The sequence below is a fragment of the Halomonas sp. HNIBRBA4712 genome, assembly GCF_043558675.1.
Classification (GTDB): domain Bacteria; phylum Pseudomonadota; class Gammaproteobacteria; order Pseudomonadales; family Halomonadaceae; genus Vreelandella.
In genome coordinates this window covers 58812-84092 of sequence record NZ_JBIFXR010000009.1, presented here as the reverse complement: position 1 = coordinate 84092, position 25281 = coordinate 58812, and the positions used below count along the sequence as shown (strand labels likewise).

Genomic DNA, 25281 nt, shown 5'->3' with positions numbered 1-25281 from the left:
GTAAGGGGTAAGCCGCCGAGGGTGAAGCCGCCGCCTCAGGGCGTGCGCTGATAGCGCGTCAGCGCGCGGCGGTAGGCGCCGCTTCGCACCGCGCGGCTGATCATCGGCATTGCGCTTTTGATACCTGCGCGCACCAGCCGGCGCTGAACCCCGGGCATGGCAAGCCCGAGCATCTCGGCGGCCCACTCGGGCAGAAGGTCGATACCGGCGCGCATGAACAGGGCCCCGGCCGGGCGCAGCACCGGGTGGCGCGGCGGCGCGCTCAAAAGCACCTGCACCACGTCGCGGGTGCGCTCATCGATCACGAGCTCGGCGCGTTTCGCCTCGAGATACGCCGCCACCGCGTCGCGGCTGTCCGGTACGTCTTGCGCCCCCAGCGCCTCGGCGATGCAGGCGGTTTCGAAAAAGTAGCGATCCTGCTCGGCGGGGCCGAGCTGCGGGTTTCGGTAGCGCAGATGGCCGGCCAGAAAGCGGCTCATCTCCGCCACGTGCACCCAGGTGAGCAGTGCCGGGTCGTCGGCGGCGTAGGGTTGGCCACCCGCGGCGTGGCCGCGCACCTTCGCGTGCACCCGCCGTACCCGGGCGATTGCCTCTTCCGCTTGGGCGAAATCGGCGAAGCTGGTGGTGGCGATGAAATCGCTGGTGCGCCGCAGACGCCCGACCATGTCGTGACGAAAGTTGGAGTGATCCCACACGCCGGCCAGCGCCAGCGGGTGCAGCATTTGCAGAAGCAGCGCGCTGATGCCGCCGCACATCATCGGCGTGAAGTCGCCGTGAATGCGGCGCACGAGACCACCTTCCGGAAACGGGCCAGGGTTCTCATCGGCCCGCGCTGCGCCGAGCCTGGCCTCCATGGCGTCACGCAGAAAGCGGCTCATGTCAGGCGCGCAGCACCTTGCCCGAGGCAAGATCGCGGATGGTGCTGGGGCGCGTCTGCCCGCCCAGCTCGCCTTCGAGCACGGCATTGATCTCGTCGCCGAAGATCGAGCGCACTTCGTCTGCGCTCATCGCCGGCGGCTCGGCGGCGCGGTTGGCCGAAGTCGACACCAGCGGGCCACCGAAGGCCTTGCACAGCGCGGCCATGACCGGGTGGTCGGTGACCCGCAGCGCCACGCTCTGGTGGGCGCCGCGCACCAGCGCGTGGCTGCGGCCGTTGTCCGGTACGAGCCAGGTATTGGGGCCTGGCCAGCTTGCGGCGAGCGGGGCGTGCAGCGCCAGCGGCAGCGCCTCGAGCCAGGGGGCAAACTGCGTGATACTGGCGGCAACCAGAATCACGCCCTTGGCCGGGTCGCGCTCTTTCAAACGCATCAGCCGGGTCAACGCTTCGTCGTTGTCCGGGTCGCAGCTCAAACCCCAGACCGCCTCGGTCGGGCAAGCGATGACCTGACCTGCCCTCAGGGCCTGGGCCACGCGTTGAAGTTCCTGGGTCGATGTCATGGGGCATCCTCCTGGCGGTAGGGGTCGGTCATCGAGATATTTTATCACGCCCTAGCGAAGCCGCACCCAGCCGCCCGCCTGCTGAGCGACCCGCCCGTCGAGTTCCAGCATCAACAGCCGCTGCTGGCACTCGCTCACGCTCTGCGCCGTCTGCTGGACCAGCCAGTCGATCGGCGTCGGAGTCGTGGAGAGCGCGGCGAGCAGCGCATCCGGTTCGCGCTCAAGCGGAGCGTCGGGCACGCTACTTATCTGGACCGGGGCGGCGGCTTGGGGTTCAGCGCGGCGCGGCAGATAGGCCTCGGCCCAGTGGCCAAGCTCTTCGAGTACGTCGTCGACGCCGCGCGCGAGCGTGGCGCCGTTTCGCAAAAGCGACAGACACCCGGCGGCCTGCACGTTGTGGATCGAGCCCGGCAGCGCGAACAGCTCGCGCCCCTGCTCCAGCGCCAGCCGCGCGCTGACGAGACTGCCGCTTTTCTCGGTGGCCTCAATGACTAACGTGCCAAGCGATAGCCCGGTGATGATGCGATTGCGCCGCGGAAAGTAGGCCGGCCGCGCCGGGGTACCCGGCGGGTGCTCCGAGAGCACCAGCGCCCCGGGCGCCTGGGTGAGCTGCTGGTAAAGCGCACGATGGCTCGCCGGGTAGATGACGTCTACCCCACATCCGAGCACCGCAACGGTGGCACCACCGGCATCGAGCGCGGCCTGCTGGGCCAGACCATCGACGCCCAGCGCCATGCCGCTGACCACGCACCAGCCGCGGCTGGCGAAATCATTGGCGAAGCCGCGTGCGTTGCGCCCGCCGTCGGCGGTCGGTTTGCGGGTGCCCACCATGGCGATACCGGGCCCGGAAAGCGCCGCGAGATCACCCAGCGCCCACAGCACCGGCGGCGGGTCGGGCAGCTCGTCCAGAAGCGCAGGCCAGGCGGGGTGACCCCGGTGCAGCAGGTGGCGGTCGGGACCGGCCTCGAGCCATTGCCGCGCAGCGTCGATAGACGCCTGCAGCGGGCTCTTGTCCGGGTGATCGAGCCAGAGCCGCAGAGCGCTTGCCGCCGGCGCCGGCAGCGCAGCGAGAAAACCCCAGGGCCAGTCGGGCGCATGGTCAGTCAATGTTTTGAGCCGATGAGCGCCCATGCCGGGTAGCGCCGCCAGAGCAAGCCATGCGTTCGTGTCCATTGGAGCCCTCCTTGGTCAGGAATAAGCGTTGGCGCCGCTTAGCGCTGCCGCTCGGGCGAGCGCACCACGTCACCGATCGACAGCACGTTGGCGGCCTGCATCACCAGCGCGTAGCTCATGCGGCTATAGGGTTTGAACACCATCATCAGCCCCCCCTGGGTACTGGGCAGCTGAGTCAGCTCGCCGCTGCGCGGGTCACTGATCAGCTCCCCCTGCTGGTCGACCTGCAGGACGTGGCCCGGCTGCAGGCCATCTTCGGTGCCGAGATCGAGGGCGACGACCTGCAGTCGGCCGATGAAGCGCACCCCGCCCGGCGCGGCAATGAGATGACCGGCCACATCGTTCAACGGCGCGCGCGGCTGAAAATCCGCTTCGATCGGCTCGTCCAGAGGCAGCACGATGTCGTTGTTACGCACCTCCTGGCGGGCGCTGAGCGCCTCGACGCGGGCGATATCGCCCTGCTGACTGATAAACCGCGCCTCGCCGATATAAACGAGCTCTTGCCCCAGGGGCTCGCCGCTGGCGGAAAGGTATTCTTCGCCGGGACGATAAAAGCCCATCGGGGTATCGGCAGGCAGCACGCCACGAACGTAGAGCGTGTCGCCGGCACCACTGATGAAGCGCTGGTTCTCACCGCCGATTACGTAGCCAAGCTCATTGAGCGCCCGGCCCGCTTCCTGCAGGCGGTGCTGGCGTAGAAACACGTTGACCACCTCGAGCGGCAGCGCCGCCACGGCTTCGCGCGGCTCGATGGTGCGTACCCGAGGCGAAAGCTTGACCACCGGCTGGCCGGTTTCAAGCGCAAAACAGGGGGCGCCTTCGCAGTCGCGCAGCACCAGGGTGTCGCCGGGGTAGATGCGGTGGGGGTTCTGTATCTGCGGGTTGGCCTGCCAGAGCGTGGGCCACTGCCAGGGGGAGGTGAGAAAGCGCGCCGAGATGTCCCAGAGCGTATCGCCGCGCACCACCACATAGCGCTCGGGGGCGTCGTCGCGGATGCGCTCCCAGCCGTTGGCGGCATGAGCGGCGCCGGCGGCAAGCGAGCCGAGCAAGAGCGCGAAAAGCGCGCCGTGGCGCAGGGTTTTCTGAACGAGCATGACGGTTCCCCAAAGCGGTGCGGCGGTAGACGACACGCCCGCGTGCATGCCCGCAGTACCGCCAGCGTGGTATAGTGGCCTATAGTAAAGCACATGATGGCGCCGGCCTAATCGCACTTGGCTACACGCCCATTCAGTCAACACCTCATTCAAGCGTCGATGCCATTGATCGCCGATGTTACCCGGCCCTGATCGAGCAGCGTCGATCGAAAAGCATCGATTCAACAACGGTAATTGTAACGCCATGGCCAAACGTCCCATTCTCGAATTTCCCGATGAGCGCCTGAGAACCAAAGCGCAGCCGGTCGACACCGTCGATGACGAGATCAAGACCCTCGTCGACGACATGCTGGAAACCATGTACGACGCCCGCGGCATTGGCCTTGCCGCCACCCAGATCGACGTTCACCGCCGCGTGGTGGTGATGGACGTCTCGGAACACGGCAACGAGCCGCTGGTGATGATCAACCCGCGCTATGAGCCGCTGGGTGAAGAGAAAGAGCCGCTCTCCGAAGGGTGTTTGTCGATTCCCGAGCAGTACGCCGAGGTGCCGCGCTTTTTGAAGGTCAAGCTCGATGCGCTCGATCGCAACGGCGAGCCCTACCAGCTCGAGGCCGAAGGGCTTCTGGCCCACTGCATCCAGCACGAGTACGACCACCTGGAGGGCGTGCTCTTCGTCGACTATCTCTCGCCCTTGAAGCGCGAGCGTATCGCCAAGAAGATGCAAAAGCGCCACAAGCTGATGCAGGACGCCTGAGCGCTCGACGAGCCGCCCACCGGGCGGCTTCGTCGCCTCTCGCGCGGCGTTTTCGCACGCTGATCGCAAGGCCGAGCCTCGAACGCATTTCATCGCATTTCACACAGGAAGCCCCATGTCCTCACTGCGCGTCGTCTTCGCGGGCACCCCGGAGTTCGCCGAAGCACACCTTGCCGCCGTGCTCGCAAGCGACCACCAGGTGGTGGGCGTTTACACTCAGCCCGACCGCCCGGCGGGCCGCGGGCGCAAGCTCACCCCAAGCCCGGTCAAGCGGCTGGCCCTCGAGCACGGCCTTGCCGTGTATCAGCCGGAAAGCCTCAAAAGCGCCGACGCCCAGGCCGAGCTCGCCGCACTCGAGGCCGACATCATGGTGGTGGTCGCCTACGGGCTTCTGCTGCCCCAGGCGGTGCTCGACACCCCGCGTTTGGGCTGCATCAACGTGCACGCCTCACTGTTGCCGCGCTGGCGCGGCGCCGCGCCCATCCAGCGGGCGATCGAAGCCGGCGACGCCGCCTCTGGCGTGACCATCATGCAGATGGACGCCGGGCTCGATACCGGCGCCATGCTGCTCGAGATCGAAACGCCGATCGATGAGGAGACCACCGGCGGTACGCTGCACGACCGGCTCGCCGAGCAGGGCGCGAAGGCGCTGATCGACGCGCTCGACGGTCTGGCCAGGGGGGCACTCTCCGCAGCGCCTCAGCCGGAGCAGGGCGTGACCTACGCCGCCAAGCTGAGCAAGGCCGAGGCCGAGCTCGATTTCACCCAGAGCGCCGAGATGCTGGCGCGCAAGGTGCGCGCCTTCAACCCCTGGCCGGTCGCCTGGGCTGCGCTGAATGACGAGCGTCTGCGCCTTTACATGGCGCGCGCCGGTGAGCGCACGGCAGACGCCTCGCTGCCGGGCACGCTACTCGACCACGGCCCGGATCACCTGCGCATCGCCTGCGGCGAAAGCGGCCAGCAAATGCTGTGCGTCAGCGAAGTGCAGCTGCCCGGCGGCAAGCGCCTGTCGGCCAGCGCGCTGATCAACGCCCACCACCCGCGCCTGGCCCCGGGCAGCCGGCTGGGCAGCGAGAAGACACCCATTGGGGAGAGCTCATGAGCGCCAAACGCCCCCAGAAGGGCAGCGGCCAGGAAGTGCGCGCCGCCGCCGCCCGCGCGCTTGCCATCGTACTCGGCGAGCGCGGCTCGCTGGCTTCCCTCGACGAGCACAGCGTCATCGCCCGCGACCGCGGCCTGCTCAAGGAACTCTGTTTTGGTAGCTGCCGGCGCCTGCCGCGTCTCGAAGCGATCGCCGCAAAACTTCTGAAGCAGCCGTTCAAGAAGCGCGATCAGGACGTTCAGGCGCTGCTGTTGATCGGCATTTACCAGCTTCTCTATATGCGCATTCCCGCCCACGCGGCGGTGGGTGAAACCGCGGGTGCTGCCAGGCTTTTGAAAAAGGAGTGGGCCACGCGGGTGCTCAACGGCTGCCTGCGCCGGCTGCAGCGCGAAAGCGAGACGCTGACCGAAGAAGTCGACCGCGACGAGAGCGCCCGGCTCGAACACCCGGCCTGGCTTTTGAGCGCGCTCAAGAGCGCCTGGCCCGAGCAGTGGCCCGGGATCGTCGCCGCCAACAACGAGCCGGGGCCGATGACGCTGCGCGTCAACCAGCGCGAAAACGACCGTGAGGCGTATCTGGGCAAACTGCTCGACCAGGGGCTCGAGGCGCATCTGTGCCCCCACGCGCCGGACGGCATCACCCTGGAAACGCCCTGCGATGTGACGACGCTTCCCGGCTTCGAGCAAGGTCTGGTCAGCGTGCAGGACGAGGCGGCCCAGCTGTGCGCCACACTTTTGGGCCCTTCGATCGCGCCGCGCCCCGGCGCCCGGGTGCTGGACGCCTGTGCCGCGCCCGGCGGCAAGACCGCGCACCTGCTCGAGCAGTTCGATATCGCCCTGACGGCGCTGGATAGCGATAACCAGCGCCTGGCGCGGGTCGACGATACGCTCGGCCGGCTCCACCTGGAGGCGGAGCTGATCCACGCCGACGCCGCCAAGCGCGACTGGTGGAACGGCACGCTGTTCGACGCCATCCTGCTTGATGCGCCCTGCTCCGGCACCGGCGTGATCCGCCGCCATCCGGACATCAAGACGCTGCGCCGCAAAAGCGACATCGGCAAGCTGACAAAGCTCCAGGCCGCCCTTCTGGACAACCTGTGGGGGCTTCTGCGCCCGGGCGGTACGCTCCTGTACGCCACCTGCTCGGTGCTGCCCGAGGAGAACGAGCGCCAGCTCGAGGCGTTCGTTGCGCGCACCGCGGATGCCCGCGTGACCACGCCCACGGACGTGGCCTGGGGCGAGGCGCGCGGCCACGGACGCCAGCTCTTTTCACAGCAAAACAGTCACGATGGCTTTTTTTATGCCAGGCTGGAGAAGCGCCCTGTCGATAGCGGGGCGTAGCCGTTCATTAACCACAAGGATGATTTGACTATGAGCAATCATATCTACAAGCACGTAGAGATTACCGGCTCTTCCGAGACCAGCATCGAGGACGCGGTACAAAACGCCCTGGCCAAGGCCTCCGAGTCCATCGACCACATGCGCTGGCTGGAAGTGACCGACACTCGCGGGCACATCGAAAACGGCCGGGTCGCCCACTGGCAGGTGACGGCGAAGGTCGGCTTTACGCTCGAGTAATTGCCCACTGCTTTTCGACGGCGGCTGGTTTACACTGGCCGCCGTCTTTATTGCAGCGCCCTCTGCGCGTTTGACCCGTTACCGGCGCTTTCAACGGATTCGATTCAGCCATGAAAATCATCATTCTTGGCGCCGGTCAGGTCGGCGGCACGCTGGCCGAACACCTCGCGCGTGAAGAGAACGATATCACCGTGGTCGATACCAACGCGGCCAAGCTTAGAGAGCTACACACCCGGCTCGATATCCGCACCGTCACCGGCGCCGGCTCCTACCCTATCGTGCTGCGCCAGGCCGGCTGTGAGGACGCCGACATGCTGATCGCCGTCACCAACTCCGACGAAGTCAACATGATCGCCTGCCAGGTCGCCCACACGCTGTTTCGCACCCCCACCAAGATCGCCCGCGTACGCGCCACGCCCTACCTCACCCGCAAGGGCCTGTTTGCCCACGAGGCGATTCCCATCGATGTCCTGATCAGCCCCGAGCAGGTGGTCACCGACCACGTGCGCCGCTTGATCGAGCACCCCGGTGCGCTTCAGGTGCTCGAGTTCGCCGGTGGGCTGGTTCAGCTCGTCGCGGTCAAGGCGTTCTACGGCGGGCCGCTGGTGGGCCAGGATCTCGCCTTTCTGGGCCGTCACATGCCCAACGTCGACACCCGTGTGGCGGCGATCTACCGCCGCAACCGGCCGATCATCCCGCGCGGCGACACCGTCATCGAGGCCGACGACGAGGTGTTCTTTCTCGCCGCCAGGCGCGACATCCGCGCGGTGATGAGCGAGCTTCGGCGTATCGAGCGTGGCTTTCGCCGGGTGGTGATCGCCGGCGGCGGCAACATCGGCGAGCGCCTGGCGGAGCATCTCGAGCACAGCCACCAGGTCAAGATCATCGAGCACAGCCTCGAACGCTGCACCACGCTTTCCGAGCGTCTGAATCGCACCGTGGTGTTGCACGGCAGCGCCACCAGCAAGCGGCTGCTGGAAGAGGAGAACATCGAGGATTGCGACATCTTCTGCGCGCTGACCAATGACGACGAGGTCAACATCATGTCGTCGCTTCTGGCCAAGCGGCTCGGCGCCAAGAAGGTGCTCACACTCATCAACAACGCCGCCTACGTCGATCTCGTTCAGGGCGGCGAAATCGACATCGCGATTTCCCCCCAGCAGGCGACCATCGGTAGCCTGCTCACCCACGTGCGCCGGGGCGACATCGTCAACGTGCACTCGCTGCGCCGCGGCGCCGCCGAGGCGATCGAGGCGATCGCCCACGGCGACAAGCAGTCATCGAAAGTGGTGGGCCGGGCGGTGCGCGACATCGACCTGCCCGAGGGCACCACCATCGGGGCGGTGGTGCGCGGCAAGGAGGTAATCATCGCCCACGGCGAGGTGGTGGTGGAGAGCGGCGATCACGTGATCCTGTTCGTGATCGACAAGCGCCGGATTCGCGACGTCGAGCGGCTGTTCCAGGTCGGGCTGACGTTCTTTTGAGCGCCGCGAATCGCATTCCCCACTTTTTCAGGAGCCGCCTAATTCCATGAGTTTGCGGGTCATTCTACGCATTCTGGGGCTTTTGTTGATGCTGTTCAGCCTCACCATGCTGCCCCCAATGCTGATGTCGCTGTGGTTTCGCGACGGCGTCTGGTACGCCTTCGCCAGCGGTATCGCCATTACCGTCGTCACCGGCCTGCTGCTCTACCTGCCCAACCGGCGCGAGCGCAAGGAGCTGCGCATTCGTGACGGTTTCATCATCGCGGCGATGTTCTGGACGGTGCTGGCGTTTTTCGGCTCGATTCCCTTGATGCTGTTCGGCGAGAACGCGCTGCACTTCACCGACGCGGTGTTCGAGTCGTTTTCCGGGCTGACCACCACCGGCGCCACGGTGATCACCGGCATCGACTTTCTGCCCGAGTCGATTCGCTACTACCGCCAACAGCTTCAGTGGCTTGGCGGCATGGGGATCGTGGTGCTGGCGGTAGCGATTCTACCCACCCTGGGCGTCGGCGGCATGGCGCTCTATCGCACCGAGATCCCGGGCCCGCTCAAGGACTCCAAGCTCACCCCGCGCATCACCGAAACCGCCAAGGCGCTCTGGTACATCTACGCCACGCTGACCATCGCCTGTTTGGTCGCCTATATGCTGGCGGGCATGAACTGGTTCGATGCGCTGAGCCACAGTTTCTCGACCGTGGCGATCGGCGGCTTCTCGACCCACGACGCCAGCATCGGCTATTTCAACAGCGCCGCCATCGAGCTGATCTGTGTCGCCTTCATGCTGATCTCGGCGTTCAGCTTCAGCCTGCACTTCATCGCCTGGCGGGAAAAACGCCTGCTGCACTATTTCGAGGATCCGGAAGCGCGCTTTCTGATGCTGTTTCTGGCGGCGCTGGTGCTCATCGCCACCGCCACGCTCTGGTTCACCGAGACCTACGATACTCTGCACGGGCTGCGCCACGCGCTGTTCGAAGTGGTGTCGGTGGCGACCACCGCGGGCTTTGCGGTGGCGGATTTCTCCGGCTGGCCGGGTGCGCTGCCGTTTCTCTTGTTCATCGCCGCCTTCGTTGGCGGCTGCTCCGGCTCCACCGCCGGCGGTATGAAGGTCATCCGGATCATATTGATCCTGAAACAGGGCATGCGTGAGGTGATGCGTCTGATCCACCCCAACGCGGTGATGGCGGTCAAGGTCGGCAAGGTGAGCGTCCCTGACAGCATCGCCCAGGCCGTATGGGGGTTCTTCTCCGCCTACGTGATGCTGTTTTTTTTGATGCTGGTCGGCGTGATGGCCACCGGCGTCGATCAGATCACCGCCTGGTCGACCGTGGGCTCGGCGCTTAACAACCTGGGTCCGGCGCTGGGCGAGGCGAGCGACAACTACGGCGATCTACCCAATCTGGCCAAATGGATTCTGGTGCTGGCCATGCTGCTGGGCCGGCTCGAAATATTTACCGTACTGGTTCTGTTCACCCCGGCGTTCTGGCGCCGCTAGGCATGCGGGGCCTTTTTTTAGCGAGATCACCATGACAGATGCTTCCCCCTCTTCCGCCGCCGAGTTCGAAGCGCTGCCCGCCACCAGCGGGCCCTTGAAGGCCATTCAGGTCGGCGAGACCCGCTATACGCTGCTGGGTACCGCTCACGTCTCCGCCGAAAGCGCTGACGACGTGACGCGGCTGCTCGACAGTGGCGCCTTCGACGCCGTGGCCATCGAGCTCTGCGACGCGCGCCATCAGAGCATGACCAACCCCGATGCCATGGGCGAGCAGGACCTTTTCCAGGTGTTCAAACAGGGCAAGGCGGGCATGGTGGCGGCGAGTCTGGCACTCGGTGCCTTTCAACAGCGTATCGCCGAGCAGTCCGGCATTCAGCCCGGCGCCGAAATGCGCGCGGCGGTCACGGCGAGCCAGACCCACCGCCTGCCGCTACTGATGATCGACCGCGATGTCGGCGTGACGCTCAAGCGGATCTACCGCAACGTGCCCTGGTGGCAGCGCATGTCGCTGTTCACCGGGCTGATCGGCAGCGTCATGTCGCGCCAGGACGTCTCCAAGGAGGAGATCGAAAAGCTCAAGGAGGGCGACATGCTGGAGGCGACCTTCAGCGAGTTCGCCGCCGAGTCCGAGAGCCTCTACACGCCCTTGATTCGCGAGCGCGACCGCTACATGGCGCTGCGCCTTGCCGAGCAGGCGCCGGTGGGGCGCTATAAAAACGTGCTGGTAGTGATCGGCGCGGGGCACCTCAAGGGCACCGCCGAACACCTCGAAGCGCCGCTGCCCGAGGAGCCGGCTACCGAGCGCGCCGCCCTCGAGCATACCCCGCCGCCCTCTAGACTTTGGAAGGCGCTGCCCTGGCTGATCACCGCGCTGGTGATCACCGGCTTTGCGATCGGCTTTTCGCGTAACACCGAGCTTGGCTGGCAGCTGGTGCTGGAGTGGTTTTTGATCAACGGCATCCTTTCCGGTGGGGCCACGATTGTGGCGCTGGCCCACCCGGTGACGGTGATTTCCACTTTCTTCGCCGCCCCGCTCACCTCGCTCAATCCGACCATCGGCGCCGGGTTCGTCGCCGCCGGGGTCGAGCTCTACATGCGCAAGCCCAAGGTGCGCGACTTCTCCTCGCTCAGACACGACGTCACCGCGCTCAAGGGGTGGTGGAAAAACCGCGTCTCGCGCACACTTTTAGTGTTCATCCTGGCCACGCTCGGCTCGGCGGTGGGCACTTGGGTGGCGGGCTTTCGCATCGCCGGGGCGCTGTTCGGGAGCGGTGCGTGACGCAGGCCTCGCGCGCGCCCTGGCAGGCGGACGTCCTGCTGCTGATGGTCACGCTGATGGCCGCCGGCGGCTGGATATTCTCCAAGGAGGCGCTGACCGGTATGCCGCCGCTTCTGTTCATCGGCAGCCGCTTTCTGCTCGCGGGGCTGATCCTGCTGGGCTTCGCCTGGCCTGCGCTTTCACGGATGCCGGCCAGGCGCATTCGCCGCGGGTGTCTGGTCGGGCTTCTGTTTAGCGTCGCTACCGGCTTCTGGATTCTCGGGCTCAACGCCTCGAATCACCTGGGCGAAAGCGCCTTTATCACGAGCCTCGGGATTCTGATGGTGCCGGTAATGGGCATCCTGTTTGGCGATACGCCGCCGCGCACCACCTGGATAGCGCTTCCCGTGGCACTTTTCGGCTTCGGGCTTTTGTCGCTCAACGCGGGGTTTCGCGTCGAACCGAGCCAGCTTCTAATGCTGTGCGCCGCGCTCGGCTTTGCGCTGCTGGTCAACGTCAATACGCGGGTGGTGCGCCACGTTGCGGCACTGCCGCTCACCACGCTGCAGCTGCTGGCGGTGGGCGCAGTGCTATCACTGGCTTCGCTACTGTTCGAGCGAGCGCCCATGGCGCTCGATACCTCGATTCTGGGCTGGCTGATGGCGAGCGTCATCGTTTCGAGCTCGCTGCGCTATTTTCTCCAGGTCAAGGCTCAGGGCATGACGACGCCAAGCCACGCCTCGGTAATTCTGATGCTCGAGTCGGTGTGGGCGGCGCTGCTCGCCGCCTGGTGGTTCAATGAGACCATGACGCCGCTTCAGCTCACCGGCTGCAGCCTGATCTTCGTAGCGCTTCTGATCAACCGCTGGTACTGGGTGCGCAAGCTTCTGCGCCGCCGGCTGCCGGTCACGCCCGAGTCCTAGCTTTCAAGGCGGCGCTTCAAGAGGCGCTGCATGGCCGAGGTAGGCTCGTCGATCCTGCGATAGAAGCGGCTCGCCGCGTAGCTTTCGTTGAACACGTCGAAGTAGTCGTCGAGCACACTTGCCGCATCACTATCGCCGCCCTGGCGCAGAAGCTCGGTGGCGACCTCGGCGGTGCAAAGATGCGCCTTCGAGGCGGGCTTTCTCAGCCGATAGCGGGTTTCGCGCTCGGTGCGAAGCGGCAATACCGGCAGCGCGTCCAGATACGGGCTCTTGCGAAACATGCGCCGCGCCTGGCGCCAGGTACCGTCGAGAATGAGGTAAACCGGTATCCGCTCGTTCGCTTTTGCCGCGTGAACCGCGTCGATGCCGACCACCCGTTCGGCGTAATCCGGCTGATCGTCGGGAAAGATCAGAAACGGCGCGTAGCGCGAGTACTGTAAAAGCGCCTCGAACTCGGGGTCGAGCGCGGTACGCGACCAGGTGAAGACTTTCGTATCGCTCAACACATCGCTGATCAGCCGCCCGGTGTTGGTGGGCTTCAAATGCTCCATCGAGTGGGTCAAAAGCCACACCTGGGCGTGGCTCGCCACGCTCACCTTGTAGGGGCAAAGGCAGTTGAGTTTGGGCAGGTTGCACCCCGGGCAGCGAATCACGAAGCTTCCGCGCGCCTTGAACTCGCGCCGCGCCGGGCGCGGTTGCTCTACAGGCGAAGCCGGTTCAGGGGAAGTATCAGAGGCAGGCATCAAGGCACCCAATCGTTCAAAGGGCGCCGAGTATAAAGCAGTCAACTTTGCGATGCAGTATAGCGATTGACGATAAAATGCGAGAACGTTTAATTCGTTTCCAGAAAAGAAAGCTTGTGGCCAATGCGCTGTAATATGTCGCTCAGGCTCGATACCGCCTTAATGGCCACCATTAAAATGCCCGCATTTTTATCAGGGTCGTCAGGGTACTCATGAGCAAAACGATTTCGCAGCATACGCAGCGCTTGCCACTGTTCGCTATTTTCAAGATACCCCCGCTTTTCCAGGCGGTTGAGCTTGTCGATCATCGGGCGATCTTCGAAAGGCTCCTGAAGATAAAGTAATACGGCAGGAAAAAGGCGCGCCCCGATAGCGTCCTGCAACTTCCCGAAACGAGAACAAACTGATCCAGGCTTTGCATATGGGCATCATCCAGCGATGCAAGCCGCTCGCCAGTAAGTGGCAATACGCGCTCCAAAGAGGTTATCGCGTAATCGATAAAGTGATGATGTCGCCGGCACTCGCGCCATGCATCCAACAGACGCTGCTGATCGGCACCTGGAATCATAGTGGCACCCCCGACTGCTCAGCGATGCTGAAAATGGGAGGATGGAAACTGCGGCCGGGATAATCGATCAGCATATCGATCTTCTGCTCACCCAATGCCTGTTGCAGCTTCATCTGACAGCGAAGCTCGGCCCGAATAATATCCTGTACCTCATACATGTCCGTGCTGATCAGCAGATCGATATCGCCGCCTTTTGCCGCATCGTCGGTACGCGAACCAAAAAGCTTCACTTTTGCACGAGGGCCAAAACACGCTTTTACCGCATTGATAATGGTTTGGCGCTGGTAGAGATTCAAACGCATAACCATGCCCTTCCGCTTTTTCTTCCGAAGCTAGCATAGTTCGATGAAAGACGGTTTCTCAACCAGCTAATTGTAAGCCAAGTCAACTCTTTAAGTTGACATACTAGCTCCATCATCAGCGTGCTGGAGGGCATGAACGACCGGATCAAGGCTCACACGTGTTGAACGTCGCGCGCTCGGCTTCGTGGTCTTGCAACGCTTCGGCGTCCACTGTGTCATCCCGCATGCATGGCTCCTCATTTTCCTCGGCTGATCGCCGTCATACCGGGCTCGTTGTGCCACGGGTCGCAGCCGATTTAATCAAGCGCGAAGCTTTTCTGCCGGCGCCACTGATTGACCAGCGCCGGCACACCTTCGCCGGCGGTGGTGTTGATCGCCAACACCCCGGGCGGGGTCAGGGCGTCCGCGTCCGGGTCGACCAGCGCGCAGGGGGTATCCACGCCGATGTAGGACAAAATCGAGGCGGCGGGCATCACCGCAAGCGAGGTGCCCACCACTAAAAAGAAATCCGCCTGGCTTGCCAATTCGCAGGCCTGGTCGAATAGCGGCACCGACTCACCGAACCAGACCACGTCCGGGCGCAGCTGGCTGCCCTTGTCGCAAACGTCACCGAGCTGTATATCGCCCTTGACCGGGTAACGCAGGCGCGCATCGATGCTGGAGCGCGCCTTGAGAATCTCGCCGTGCAGATGCAGCACGTTTTTCGAGCCCGCCCGCTCGTGCAAGTCGTCGATGTTCTGGGTGATGATCGACACCGTGAAGCCGTCCTGCTCGAGGGCGGCCAGCGCCTTGTGAGCCGCGTTGGGCCTGGCGCGGCGAATCTGTTCGCGGCGCTGGTTGTAAAAGTCGAGCACTCGCCTGGGGTCGGCGCGAAAGCCTTCCGGGGTGGCCACCTTGTCGACAGGGTGCTCTTCCCACAGACCGTCGCTGGCGCGAAAGGTCTTGATGCCGCTTTCGACACTGATACCTGAGCCGGTGAAGACCACCAGATGCGGCAACGTTACCGCTTGAAGGTGGCTGTTGTCCGCGGGTTCGCCTGCCAACATGACGCTCTCCTTGTAAGCTTGCCCCGTTGTAGCCCGCCGGATACGCCTTGTAAAGCGCTCGCTGCTCGCGTCAGTCGCATAGCCAGCGCCGCGCGAAGACCTCCGGCGGCAGCGGCCGGTCGAAGTGATAGCCCTGGCCCTGGGTGCAGCCCATGGCGATCAGCGGTGCGATCTGGGCGTCGCTTTCGATCCCTTCGGCAATGGTTTCCAGCCCCAGGGTGCGCGCCATGGCGATGATGGTGGCAACGATCACCCGGTCGTTGTCGCTGACCAGCATGTCGCGAATGAACGAGATGTCGATCTTGATCTTGTCCACGGCAAAGCGCTTCAAATAGGCCAGCGATGAGTAGCCGGTGCCGAAATCGTCGATCGCCAGCCCCATGCCCTGCTCCTTGCAGTAGCGGGTCATGGCTACCGCCTTCTCCGGGTTGACCATGATGCCGCTTTCGGTCAGCTCCAGACTCAGCATCGAGGGCGCAATGTGGTAGCGGCGGCAGGTGTCGAACAGCGTATCGACCAGGTCACTATCGTCGAACTGATCCGCCGCGACGTTGATCGCCAGTTGCCCGGGAAGTGACAGCCCCCGGGCCTGCCAGTCAGCGAGCTGTTGGCAGGCCTTCTCGATCACGCAGCGCCCCAGCGCCACGATCATGCCGCGCTCCTCGGCAAGCGGTATGAAAGTGCCGGGAGAGACATCGCCCAGCACCTCGTCGTGCCAGCGGCACAGCGCCTCGGCGCCGATCAGCGCGCCATCTTGTATATCCACCTGGGGCTGGAAATGCAGACTCAGGGAGGCGTTGGCGATGGCCTCGGCCAGCCGCTTGGCCAAGTCGAGCTTTTCACGCACCACCTGCTCCATCCAGGGCTCGAACAGGCGCGCGCTCGACAGCGAGCGCTTGGCCTGGTACAGGGCGATATCGGCGTACTTCAAAAGCCCTGGTGCTGAAACCGCCTGATCCGGAAACAGCGAAAGGCCGACGCTTACGCTGACTTCCGCCGAGTGCTCTTCGATCTCGAAGGTCGCCTCGAGGCAAGCCTGAAGGCGGCCGGCGATCTCGAGCGCGCCGTTCTGGTCGGTGTCGCGGCAGATCACCACGAACTCATCACCGCCGAGCCGCGCCAGGTAGTGGCCCTCGCCCAGCACCCTGGAGAAGCGCCGCGCGACCTCGCGCAGCACTAGATCGCCAACGTAGTGGCCAGCGGTGTCGTTAATCTCCTTGAAGTGGTTGAGCCCCAGCAGTAAAAGCGCCAGCGGCCGGGGCGGTTTCATGCCCGTGTGCAGCGCCAGCTGGCACATGAAATCCGCGCGGTTGGGAAGGCCCGTGCCCTCATCGCAATAAGCCAGCTCACGAATGCGGTTTTCGTCCTGCTGGCGTGAGAGCTCCGAGGCGACGCGCGCGGCGAAAATCTGTAGCACCGTGCGCGCAATATGGGTCTCGCTCAGCGGGTGCTCGTACATCACCCCGACGATACCGATCGGCTGGCCGCGGGCATCATCGAGCCGGCGGCCGATATAACCGTTTACCCAGCCAAGCGCGCCGTTAGCCTCAGAAGGCATGCGAATCGAGGCATTTTCGAGCACTACGCACTCCCGGTTTTCGATGACCTCTTCGCAGGGCACCCCGGCGAGGCGGTAGCGCACCCCGGACTGATCCACGCCGTGGACGTTGAGCGACACCATCACGGCGACGCCCGGCTCGGTCTGATCGAGCGTGGCGATAAACCCGACCTGGGCGCCGAGCGCCATCGCCATGTGGGCGGTCAGCTGGGAAAGAAAGGCCTTGCCGTGGTCCGCCGATACCGCCGTGGCGACGTGAGTCACCGCGTGTTGAATACTCTGCTCACTTTGCCGGCGCGCGATGCTGTCCAGCCCGAACGCGATATCGTTGGCCAAATCGCCGAGGGTCTTGCGCTCGCGTTCGGAAATGCGCGTCTCCTGAACGTGGTAGCAGCTGAGCACCCCAAGCGGGATGTCGCGAAACATCAGCGGCAGCGCGATGAACGACTTCACGCCGAGCGCACAAAGCGTGTCATCCAACCGCTCGTCGCCGCTTTCGACATCCCCCATCGACACGGGCCGTTTCTGCATGAAGGCTTTTTGCGTCAGCCCACGGCTGTAGCGTTTGATCATCAGCTGACGTGGGCTATACCAGGCGATTTCGCCGCCGTCTCGGTCGGCCATTGCCTCGACGCGCAGCGGGTCGGTGTGCGTCAACGCGTTTGGGCGGCTGATCCAGGCGCCGGCGTAACCGCCGGTCCCCACCGCCACTTCGCAGCAGTCCTGCATCAGCGCCATTTCGTTGCGGGCGTTGAACACCGCCTCGCCGCCTTCGCTCAAAAGCTGCAGCGCCCGGCGCTGGCCAGCGATATGGACGCTTGCGTTGGCGCCGGCCAGCCGCCGTGAGAGCTCGGAGCCCGCAAGCGTTGAGACGATACGCAGCATGTCGATGGCAAAATCGGGAAGCCCGAGCGGTGATGAGTGAATCAGCGCGATCACGCCCAGCCAGTTACCGTCGGCGTCCAGCATTGGTATGCCCAGATAGCTTTCGGCACCCAGCGCGGCCAGCTGCGCATCCTCGGGAAAACGCTCGCACACGTTGCGTTCGACATGGCACTCGGCGTGGGCGCTCACCTGACCACAAGGGGTGCCCTTGAGCGGGTAAGAGGCTTTTTCCTTCCACTGGCCGAGCGAATAGAGCGCCAGCGGCGAAAGAAAGCTCTGGTGGGCATCGATACGCCCCACCAGCACGTGATCCACGCCCAGAAGCGACGCCAGCGAGCGCGCAAGCTGTTCAAAAAATTCTTCGCAGCCGCTATTCGAAAGACTTTTGGCGAGCTGCTGCAGTATCGCGGGCGCAGAGTCAGAGAGCATGAAGTCGAACGCCTTGAGTGTGATCCATTAACGGCGCGCAGGCGGGTACCCTGTCACCGACGCGAGATATAGCGTCATTGATAGAGAGGGCCATGACGCCATGGGCCGCCCCCACTATACGAAGTGTCCAACTCCAGTATAACCACCCACTGGTGTCACTGGCATGAAAACTCTCATACTCAAGCGCCCAGCGCCATCGAACGTTTAAATCAGCATCGTGGCGCTGCACGCATGAAAAAGGCGTTATCTCTTTTGCTCGAACGCCACCGACCACGCCTGCCCCAGAGAAAGCGCCATCGTTTGACGTACGTCAACATTACAATGAATTAAACCGCTAACTTCAACCTTTTAGGATGACTTTCGACCTTATTGGTCCTTCCTGCCAACAAGGCCCTCCTGAACTATTCTTCATGACAGGGAGGATAAAGTGACCAAGACAGAACAGAGACGTATAGCCAGCCACATTGGCTGTGCGATCGCCAAACGACGTATCCGCTGCCGGCTGACTCAGGAGGAAGTGGCCGAGCGACTAGGGATCGGCAACGAAGCCGTGTCGCGCATCGAGCGAGGCCGCGTCATCCCCAACGTTGTACGACTCATGCAGCTCTCGGCCATCTTCGACTGCGAAACCGCCGAGCTTCTGGGCGAGGCGAGCGACCAGACCCACGACCAGACGACGCGCCTGAAAGGCCTGCTGGCACCGCTCGATCATGGAGATCGTCAGTTGATAATCGAGATCACCGAAAGTCTGGCGGCGCGCTTTCGTGAGCCGCCCGCCAGCGAAAGCTGATTATCTTCGGGCCCGGGTCCGCTTACCTGCAGCGTCTTCATTGGGTGCTGACTGCATTCATCCAACGTTTTTCATCGCCCGGCACAACGTCTTGATCGGCATGTTGTTGGGAAGCTTGCCTGCGCTTTAACGCCAGGGTCGCTGGTTAAATCCATATATAAATGTTATGTTATCACATTACCAATAGCGACCGAGATCGACCGTGATGTCTGCATTCAAACCACTTCCCGTTACCGTGCTGTCGGGCTTTCTGGGCGCCGGCAAAACTACCGTCCTCAACCACATTCTGGCCAACCGCGAAGGGCGCCGCGTGGCCGTGATCGTCAACGACATGAGCGAGGTCAACATCGACGCAGCGCTGGTGCGCGGCGGCCCGGAAATCGGGGATGAGGAGGTCACGCTGAATCGCTTCGACGAGAAACTGGTGGAGATGAGCAACGGCTGTATCTGCTGCACGCTGCGCGAGGACCTGCTCATCGAGGTCGGCAGGCTCGCCCGCGAAGGCCGCTTCGACTATCTGGTAATCGAATCCACCGGCGTTTCCGAGCCGCTGCCGGTCGCCGAAACCTTCACCTTCGAGGACGAAAGCGGCGAGAGCCTCTCCCGGGTCGCGTGGCTCGATACGCTGGTAACCGTGGTCGACGGCGCCAACTTCCTGACCCAGTATCGCGATGCCCAGAGCCTGGCCGAGGCCGGCGAAAGCCTGAATGATGAGGACGAACGCAACGTGGCGGACCTGCTGGTCGACCAGATCGAGTTCTGCGACGTGCTGCTGATCAGCAAGACCGACTTGATGAGCGAGTCCGAGCTCGCCTCGCTCAGGGCGGTGCTCACCTCCCTCAACCCGGACGCCGAGATCGTACCGATCCGCCAGGGCAGCGTCGCGCTCGATAAAGTGCTCGATACCGGGCGATTCGACTTCGAGCGCGCCCAGCGCTCGCCGGGCTGGCTCAAGGAGATGCGCGGCGAGCACGTGCCGGAAACCGAAGAGTACGGCATTTCGAGTTTCGCCTACCACGCGCGCCGCCCTTTCCATCCGGCCAAACTTCATGATCTGCTGCACGCAGAGTGGTTCGGCGAGCGCCTCTTGCGCTCCAAGGGCTTCTTCTGGCTGGCCAGCCGCCCGCAGTGGGCGGGCCAGTGGAGCCAGGCCGGCGGCATTGCTCATCACGGCGTCGCGGGCATGTTCTGGAAAGCGATTCCCGAATCGCGCTGGCCTACCGATCCGGAGTATCGCGGCTTCATCGAGGAAACATGGGAAGAGCCCTTCGGCGACATGCGCCAGGAGCTGGTGTTCATCGGCCAGAACATGGATCAGGCGCGCATGCGCGCCGCTCTGGACGACTGCCTTTTGAGCGAGGAAGAACTGCTGGAGGGGTTCGATGCCTGGAAGGCGCTGCCGGATCCGTTTCCAGCCTGGGATTGAGCACGCGGCCTCAACGCCGCGCTCATGACGATCGGTGTCGTAAATTCGGGACTGACCAAAAAACGAAGAAGGGGCCGTCAGGCCCCTTTCGTGCACCGATCAAGTTCAGGGAATGAGACGCTCGGCCCGCAGGCGAGTGAATAGATCGAAAAACGCGGCGCGAGTTTCGCGGAAGTGATCGAAGCCGAAATCGCGCATTTTGGTTACGTCGTTGACGCACTCCTGCTCGCGGCCAAGGTCGGCATCGGAGTGCCACCAGGAGGCGAGCCTGGCGACGTCCGGCTCGGCCAAGTCGTGCTTCTCGGCGATCTGTTGCCAGACACCGGCGCTATCCTTCATCTGCTCTTCCAGCGGCTGCGGCGTGGCGGGGCATTCGGGCACCTCAAGCTCGAAGAACTCGCCGATTTCCTGCCACATCCGGCGCCAGCGGAAGATATCGCCATTGACGGTGTTGAACGCCTCGTTGTGCGCGCCCGGCGTGGTGGCCGCCCACTCCATCTGGCGCGCCAGTACCAGCGCGTCGGTCAAATCAGTCAGCGCGTTCCACTGGGTCTGCGAGCCCGGGAAAGTGAACGGCTGGCCGGTTTCCTTGCAGATCGAGGCGTAGACGGCCAGCGTCGTACCCATGTTCATGGCATTACCCACCGCGTAGCCAATCACCGTGTGCGGACGGTGCACGTTCCAGCTGAACCCGTCGCGCTCGGCGGCGGCGAACATCGTGTCTTCCAGCGCGTAGTAAAAGTTATCGCCGGGCACGCGCGGTGCGGACTCGCGAAACGGTGTCTCCACCTTACCGCTGCCATAGCTCTCGAAAGAGCCCAGGTACTGCTTGGTACCGGTGACCAGCGAGACGTGCTGGATTTTTCTATCCTGCAGGGCGTCGAGCAGGTTCTGCATCATGGCGCCGTTGGCCTTGACGTTCTCCTTTTCGCTGTCCCGTTTGATCCAGGTGCAGTAGAAAACGTGAGTGATGGGAAGGTCGGCCAGCGCCTTGTCGGTCGCCTCGCGGTCGAGCAGATCCGCGGTGACGGGAATGACGCCGCTTTGCTCGGTCGCACGACGCGACAGACCGTAAACGGTCCAGCCGCTGGCGTTGAGATAGCTTGCCAAATTGCCGCCGGTGATGCCGGTGGCGCCTACTACGAGCGCATTACCTTTACGCATGATGCCTCCTTCGATGAACGTGTACTGCCCGCTTTTCTCCGAGCCTTGCGACCTTTTCATGGCGAGCGATGGCCTTCATTCTGGTAAGAGACGTTAATTGCTACAATTGGAAAAATCGCAAATATTTATTGCATCAGGTGCAACTCGATGGATCTCAACGCTCTACGCGTTTTTGAACGCGTTGCCGCCACCGGCAGCTTCACGGCGACCGCCCACCACTTTCATCGCGCGGTATCATCCATCTCACGCCAGATCACGGCGCTGGAAGAGTCGCTTGGCCAGCAGCTTCTTTACCGCCACACCCGTGCGGTAACCCTGACCGAGGCCGGTGAGCGTTACTACCGCGATATCCGCGACATCCTTGGACAACTTGATCTGGCGACGGAGACACTTCAAGCGCCGGGCAGCGAGCCTTCCGGGCTTTTGCGCATCAATGCGCCGGTCGCCCTCGGCCAGCGCCAAATCGTGCCGATCCTGCACCGTTTTCAGCGCCGCTACCCCGCCATCAAGGCGGAACTGATGCTGACCGACCAGCTCACCGACCCGGTCAAAGAGAGTATCGACATCACCTTTCGGGTCGGCGAGCTTTCGGACACCACGCTGGTGGCAAGGCGCCTGGCGCCCATGAACTACGTGGTGGCCGCCGCCCCTGCCTACCTTGAACGCTACGGAGCGCCGCAGACGCCCGAGGCGCTTTGCCAGCACGACTGCCTGCTCTACCAGGGTGAAATGGGGCGCCAGCGCTGGTACCTCGATCAGCCGAAGGCCAGCCGCCCCCTAATCTGCAAGGTAGAAGGCTCGCTTTACAGCAATAGCGCCGAGAGCCTGCTGCAGGCGGCGTTGATGGGCCAGGGGCTGGTGATGTTTCCCACCTGGCTGATCGCCGACGAGCTCGCCCGTCAGGCGCTGATTCCCGTACTTCCATCGTGGCGTGGCGAAGTGGCCCCCGCTCGGCGCGACATCCACGTCCTGTACGGCCAGCGACGCCTGACCGCGCCCAAGGTCAGCGCCTTTCTGGAGCACCTGTTCGAAGAGCTGGGCGACGTACCGCCCTGGGATCGCTGGCAGGAGCGAATAGCGAACGAAACACCGCCATACGTTCACCGATAAAGACATCATCACAAAAAAAGAGAGGCTGGCGCCTCTCTTTAACGTTTCGCTTCTAAAGCATTCGAGGTAGCCAGGTAGCCAGCCCCGGAAAGATGACCAGCAGAGCGACGAGCAGCATCGAGCAGAAGATGTAGGGAATCGCCGCCGAGTAGATTTCCCGCATGGTCGTGCCGGGTGGCGCTACCCCTTTCATGACGAACAGCAAGAGTCCCAAAGGCGGCGTGGAGAAGCTGATTTCAAGCGCCAGCAGCACGACCACGCCGAACCAGATCAAATCGAACCCGAGCGCCTGAGCAAGCGGGAAGAAGATCGGTACGGTCAGCATCATGATCGAGATCTGCTCCATGAAGGTGCCCAGCACCAGAAGCACCGCGAACATCGCCAACAGCATCAGAAGCGGCGATAGATCGAACCCGGTCGCCCAACGGATCAGCCCACCCGAGGCGCCGGAGAATCCCAGAAGCTGGCTGAAGGTCGCCGAGCCGAACACGATCAGATACGCCATCAGCGTGACCTTGAGCGCCCCGACCACCGACTGAGTGAACGCCGTCCAGGTCATGCAGCGAAACGCGAATCCCAGAATGATCACACCCAGCGCGCCGAAAGCGGCGGCTTCGGACGGCGTGGCGAAACCGATCAGCATGAGCGCGACGATGATCACCATGACGCTAAGCATGGGCAAAATATCGGTAACGATCAGCTTGAGCTTGGCCGCAAGCGGCACCGGCTCGAGCTCGTAGGCCGGGGCGGCCTGTGGATCACGCCTGGTTTGAATGAAGATGGTCACCATGTATAAGCCGGCAAGCGTCAGCCCCGGGATGATACCGGCGATCAACAGCGCCCCTATGTCGATTCTGGCAAGCGTGGCGAGAAGCACCGCGAGCGCCGAGGGTGGAATGATGATCGCAAGACCACCGGTGCCCAGAATGGGGCCAATCGCCATCTTCTTCTTGTAGCCGCGACGCTCCATTTCCGGCACCAGAAGCGACCCCATCAGCGCCGTCGAGCCCATGGAGGAGCCGCTAAGCGTGGAAAAGGCGGTGCCGCCCACCACGGTGACGTAGGAAAGCCGTCCGGGCACCTTGCCCATCAGCCGGTCCACGGCGTTGAACATCTTCATGCCGAGCCCAGTGCGAAAGAACAGCTCGCCCATCAAGAGAAACAGCGGAATCGGCACCAGGTTGAAGCTCGAAAGCGCGCCAAAACCGTTATTGAGCATCTGGGTGATGCCCGCCTGCCCGCCCATGAAGTGCCAGGCACCGATCACGTTGGCGGCGAGAAAGGCGAGTGCGATGGGCGTACCCACCGCCATGAAAAAGAGGATCAGCGAGAGGAGAAACGCCAGCGCCAGATACCATTCCATCATTCCTTGATCCCCGCTTCGCCGCTGTGAAGAATTTCCGGGCCGATGACGAAACGACCGAACTCGACCGCCATCAGGGTAAAGCTGACCGGAAAAACGATGGTGAGTATCCATTTGGGTACGAAGAACGCACGCACGTCGTAGTCGCTGCGCTCGATATTGAGCAAGAAAAGATCCAGCCCCTTCCAGGCGAGCACCACACTGACCAGCACGCAGACCAGCGCAACCGCTCGGCTGAGAACATTGAGCATGGGTAGCGGCAGTACCGATGTGAGCAGCTCGATATGCACATGCCCTTTCTGACGCACAAGCCAGGGCGCACCCAAAAGCGTCAGGTAGAACATGGCGTACTCGGTGGAAAGAAAAAACCACGCCGAGGGCTGTAGCCCCAGGTTACGAATCACGACCGAGAGCACCACCGCCACCATCAGCCATACCAGCATGATGGCAGCAAGCAGTGCCATGCCGTTGAGCAGCCAGAGATAGCCGCGTTGTGCATAGCGCATGGAAACCCCGAGACAGTTGGCGTCCTGAAGAGACGCCGGTGTAGTGGCCGGCGTCTTGCGTGCGTTAAGGGCCGTCTACGTTACAGATCGTTGAACTTCTCGATCAGCTCATCGTAATGCTCAAGGCCCATCGGGTGACGCTCCATCTGGCCTTTCATGCGCGCCCAGGTCGCCTCGCGAGCGGCGTCGGCATAGCGCTGAGCCGCCTCACCTTCCAACGTCACGACGTTCATCCCGTCCTCTTCGAGCTCGGCCTGCTGCTCGATGGCGCGCTCGGCCAGCTGCTCGGCGCTGTCACGCTCGTGCTCGATCGCAACTTCCTGAAGAATTTCCTGAGACTCGGGGCTTAGCTGGTTCCACTTGTTCAGGTTGACGATCACACCCATATCGGTGGAAAAGAACGCAGGATCGATGCGGTAGTTGAGAAAGCGGTCCCAGTTGAGATCTTTTAGTCCGATCTGCGTCCAGCCGGTGGCGTTCACGACGCTGCGCTCGAGCGCCGAATAGACGTCGGTGGTAGGCAGGCTGATCGGCTGCGCGTCGAGATAATCCTGAAAGAAGGCGTCGTACACCGGGTTGCTGCGAAGGCGCAGGCCGGAAATGCTCAGATTGCCTTCTGCGTCGAGCTTTGGCTCTTCGATGGTATAGAGGTTATAGCTGACGCCGCTATCGAACCAGCCAAGGTAGTAGGTGCCCATCTTGGCCTGATGAATCTCGTTGAGCAGGTCGATACCGCCATTTTCACGAGCATGGATCGCGTTGGTATTCGAGGCCACCATCGCATCGCGCTCGGGAACGGTACCGGCGTAGAAGCTTGCCGCGGTGTAAGCCATATCGACGACGCCGTTACGCACCGCATCGGGCTGCTCGGAGAGTCCGATGACCTCGGGGCCGCCGCGCACATTGATCTGCACCACGCCCTCGCCCCGCTCGTTGACCTTATCCACGAACTCGAGAAAGCTCTGGGTATAGATCAGCGAAGGCGGAAAGGCATGGACCGCGGTGATCTGGTCGAGTGCCAGTGCCTGGCTCGAGGCGATCGCGGTGAGTACTCCAAGACTCAAGGCTACTTTTTTCATTGACTGTCTCCT

25 protein-coding genes are annotated in these 25281 nt (G+C 63.2%); 11 read left to right on the top strand and 14 right to left on the bottom strand.

What is annotated here, in order from left to right:
• Positions 1 to 35: 35 nt before the first annotated feature.
• The 4 genes from ACGK9R_RS15645 to ACGK9R_RS15630 are packed head-to-tail and all read right to left on the bottom strand — an operon-like array spanning position 36 to position 3704.
• Positions 36 to 878, bottom strand: coding sequence for an oxygenase MpaB family protein (locus ACGK9R_RS15645; RefSeq protein WP_394582979.1), 843 nt, complete (start codon positions 876 to 878; stop codon positions 36 to 38).
• A 1-nt stretch (position 879) separates the two neighbouring features.
• Complete coding sequence (locus ACGK9R_RS15640) at positions 880 to 1437, bottom strand: L-threonylcarbamoyladenylate synthase (RefSeq protein ID WP_394582977.1); 558 nt, start codon at positions 1435 to 1437, stop codon at positions 880 to 882.
• 51 nt (positions 1438 to 1488) lie between these two features.
• Positions 1489 to 2610 (bottom strand): DNA-processing protein DprA, encoded by a 1122-nt coding sequence (gene dprA, locus ACGK9R_RS15635; protein WP_394582975.1) that lies wholly within the window; start codon positions 2608 to 2610, stop codon positions 1489 to 1491.
• A 38-nt stretch (positions 2611 to 2648) separates the two neighbouring features.
• Complete coding sequence (locus ACGK9R_RS15630; protein ID WP_394582973.1) at positions 2649 to 3704, bottom strand: LysM peptidoglycan-binding domain-containing protein; 1056 nt, start codon at positions 3702 to 3704, stop codon at positions 2649 to 2651.
• Positions 3705 to 3948: 244 nt separating this feature from the next.
• On the opposite strand from ACGK9R_RS15630, the gene def reads away from it, so the two are divergent.
• The 8 genes from def (at position 3949) to ACGK9R_RS15590 (ending at position 12300) form a co-directional block, all read left to right on the top strand.
• Positions 3949 to 4461 (top strand): peptide deformylase, encoded by a 513-nt coding sequence (gene def, locus ACGK9R_RS15625; RefSeq protein WP_394582971.1) that lies wholly within the window; start codon positions 3949 to 3951, stop codon positions 4459 to 4461.
• 115 nt (positions 4462 to 4576) lie between these two features.
• Positions 4577 to 5563: a methionyl-tRNA formyltransferase gene (gene fmt, locus ACGK9R_RS15620; RefSeq protein ID WP_394582969.1), complete on the top strand. Its 987-nt coding sequence runs from the start codon at positions 4577 to 4579 to the stop codon at positions 5561 to 5563.
• Complete coding sequence (rsmB, locus tag ACGK9R_RS15615; protein ID WP_394582967.1) at positions 5560 to 6903, top strand: 16S rRNA (cytosine(967)-C(5))-methyltransferase RsmB; 1344 nt, start codon at positions 5560 to 5562, stop codon at positions 6901 to 6903. The genes fmt and rsmB overlap by 4 nt, the downstream gene beginning before the upstream one ends.
• Positions 6904 to 6933: 30 nt before the next feature.
• A complete protein-coding gene (locus ACGK9R_RS15610; RefSeq protein ID WP_394582965.1) occupies positions 6934 to 7140 on the top strand; it encodes a dodecin in 207 nt (68 codons plus the stop codon).
• Between the two features lie 110 nt (positions 7141 to 7250).
• Complete coding sequence (trkA, locus tag ACGK9R_RS15605) at positions 7251 to 8624, top strand: Trk system potassium transporter TrkA (protein ID WP_394582964.1); 1374 nt, start codon at positions 7251 to 7253, stop codon at positions 8622 to 8624.
• A gap of 46 nt (positions 8625 to 8670) precedes the next feature.
• Positions 8671 to 10119, top strand: coding sequence for a TrkH family potassium uptake protein (locus ACGK9R_RS15600; protein ID WP_394582962.1), 1449 nt, complete (start codon positions 8671 to 8673; stop codon positions 10117 to 10119).
• Between the two features lie 31 nt (positions 10120 to 10150).
• Positions 10151 to 11398, top strand: coding sequence for a TraB/GumN family protein (locus ACGK9R_RS15595; protein WP_394582960.1), 1248 nt, complete (start codon positions 10151 to 10153; stop codon positions 11396 to 11398).
• Positions 11395 to 12300, top strand: coding sequence for a DMT family transporter (locus ACGK9R_RS15590; RefSeq protein ID WP_394582959.1), 906 nt, complete (start codon positions 11395 to 11397; stop codon positions 12298 to 12300). The genes ACGK9R_RS15595 and ACGK9R_RS15590 overlap by 4 nt, the downstream gene beginning before the upstream one ends.
• Here ACGK9R_RS15590 and ACGK9R_RS15585 read toward each other — a convergent pair.
• From ACGK9R_RS15585 to ACGK9R_RS15560, 6 genes are all read right to left on the bottom strand, one after another.
• Positions 12297 to 13043 carry a tRNA-uridine aminocarboxypropyltransferase gene (locus ACGK9R_RS15585; RefSeq protein ID WP_394582957.1) on the bottom strand — a complete coding sequence of 249 codons (747 nt, stop codon included), beginning with the start codon at positions 13041 to 13043 and terminating at the stop codon, positions 12297 to 12299. The genes ACGK9R_RS15590 and ACGK9R_RS15585 overlap by 4 nt on opposite strands.
• Before the next feature lie 89 nt (positions 13044 to 13132).
• Positions 13133 to 13351, bottom strand: coding sequence for a hypothetical protein (locus ACGK9R_RS15580; RefSeq protein ID WP_394582955.1), 219 nt, complete (start codon positions 13349 to 13351; stop codon positions 13133 to 13135).
• Complete coding sequence (locus ACGK9R_RS15575; protein WP_394582953.1) at positions 13348 to 13611, bottom strand: hypothetical protein; 264 nt, start codon at positions 13609 to 13611, stop codon at positions 13348 to 13350. The genes ACGK9R_RS15580 and ACGK9R_RS15575 overlap by 4 nt, the downstream gene beginning before the upstream one ends.
• Positions 13608 to 13913: a nucleotidyltransferase domain-containing protein gene (locus ACGK9R_RS15570; RefSeq protein WP_394582951.1), complete on the bottom strand. Its 306-nt coding sequence runs from the start codon at positions 13911 to 13913 to the stop codon at positions 13608 to 13610. The genes ACGK9R_RS15575 and ACGK9R_RS15570 overlap by 4 nt, the downstream gene beginning before the upstream one ends.
• A 296-nt stretch (positions 13914 to 14209) precedes the next feature.
• Complete coding sequence (locus ACGK9R_RS15565) at positions 14210 to 14959, bottom strand: NAD-dependent deacetylase (protein WP_394582950.1); 750 nt, start codon at positions 14957 to 14959, stop codon at positions 14210 to 14212.
• A gap of 70 nt (positions 14960 to 15029) precedes the next feature.
• On the bottom strand, positions 15030 to 17831 hold the full coding sequence (locus tag ACGK9R_RS15560) for an EAL domain-containing protein (RefSeq protein ID WP_394582948.1): 2802 nt from the start codon (positions 17829 to 17831) through the stop codon (positions 15030 to 15032).
• Between the two features lie 427 nt (positions 17832 to 18258).
• Here ACGK9R_RS15560 and ACGK9R_RS15555 point away from each other — a divergent pair, with 427 nt between their 5' ends.
• Positions 18259 to 18621 carry a helix-turn-helix domain-containing protein gene (locus tag ACGK9R_RS15555; protein WP_394582946.1) on the top strand — a complete coding sequence of 121 codons (363 nt, stop codon included), beginning with the start codon at positions 18259 to 18261 and terminating at the stop codon, positions 18619 to 18621.
• Positions 18622 to 18826: 205 nt separating this feature from the next.
• Positions 18827 to 20047 (top strand): zinc metallochaperone GTPase ZigA, encoded by a 1221-nt coding sequence (gene zigA, locus ACGK9R_RS15550; protein ID WP_394582944.1) that lies wholly within the window; start codon positions 18827 to 18829, stop codon positions 20045 to 20047.
• 105 nt (positions 20048 to 20152) lie between these two features.
• On the opposite strand, the gene ACGK9R_RS15545 is transcribed toward zigA, so the two are convergent.
• On the bottom strand, positions 20153 to 21211 hold the full coding sequence (locus ACGK9R_RS15545; protein ID WP_394582942.1) for an SDR family oxidoreductase: 1059 nt from the start codon (positions 21209 to 21211) through the stop codon (positions 20153 to 20155).
• 147 nt (positions 21212 to 21358) lie between these two features.
• Here ACGK9R_RS15545 and ACGK9R_RS15540 point away from each other — a divergent pair, with 147 nt between their 5' ends.
• A complete protein-coding gene (locus tag ACGK9R_RS15540; RefSeq protein ID WP_394582940.1) occupies positions 21359 to 22321 on the top strand; it encodes a LysR substrate-binding domain-containing protein in 963 nt (320 codons plus the stop codon).
• A 52-nt stretch (positions 22322 to 22373) separates the two neighbouring features.
• On the opposite strand, the gene ACGK9R_RS15535 is transcribed toward ACGK9R_RS15540, so the two are convergent.
• The 3 genes from ACGK9R_RS15535 to dctP all read right to left on the bottom strand — a co-directional run bounded on the left by ACGK9R_RS15535 (position 22374) and on the right by dctP (position 25269).
• Positions 22374 to 23687, bottom strand: coding sequence for a TRAP transporter large permease subunit (locus ACGK9R_RS15535; protein ID WP_394582938.1), 1314 nt, complete (start codon positions 23685 to 23687; stop codon positions 22374 to 22376).
• Positions 23684 to 24190, bottom strand: coding sequence for a TRAP transporter small permease (locus tag ACGK9R_RS15530; RefSeq protein WP_394582936.1), 507 nt, complete (start codon positions 24188 to 24190; stop codon positions 23684 to 23686). The genes ACGK9R_RS15535 and ACGK9R_RS15530 overlap by 4 nt, the downstream gene beginning before the upstream one ends.
• A gap of 80 nt (positions 24191 to 24270) precedes the next feature.
• Complete coding sequence (gene dctP / locus ACGK9R_RS15525) at positions 24271 to 25269, bottom strand: TRAP transporter substrate-binding protein DctP (protein WP_394582934.1); 999 nt, start codon at positions 25267 to 25269, stop codon at positions 24271 to 24273.
• Between the last annotated feature and the right edge of the window lie 12 nt (positions 25270 to 25281).